The following is a 273-nucleotide window of genomic DNA, read 5'->3' as shown; positions in this document are numbered from 1 at the left end:
AAGACAGGGCGGCCAGAAATGACGAACGAGATGCCATCCTCGCTGTCCGGAAACCGAAGCGCGAGATCTCTTTTCGGGAGTAATCGCTTGCGCCAGAATTCCGTTGCTTCGTTGAACTCCTTGTTGTGCTGGTAGCCAAGCACCTTCTGCTTGACCAGGCGCTCGATTTCCTTCGGTGCCAGCGCACCACCGTCGTCGGTTACATGCAGAGTTGGCTTGATCACAAGTGCGAGCTTGTCGCCAAGAGAACGTACCTGCAGGAGCGCCGCATCG

The 273-nt window shown here is 56.8% G+C and carries 1 protein-coding gene; it reads right to left on the bottom strand.

Annotated elements, in window-relative coordinates:
• Positions 1-273, bottom strand: a 273-nt coding sequence (locus SB725_RS31250) for a hypothetical protein (RefSeq protein ID WP_410923284.1), incomplete at both ends; no start/stop codon positions are given.

This window comes from Pseudomonas sp. SIMBA_041 (assembly GCF_046535095.1).
GTDB lineage: Bacteria > Pseudomonadota > Gammaproteobacteria > Pseudomonadales > Pseudomonadaceae > Aquipseudomonas > Aquipseudomonas mucoides.
This window is presented reverse-complemented; position numbering and strand designations above follow the sequence as displayed.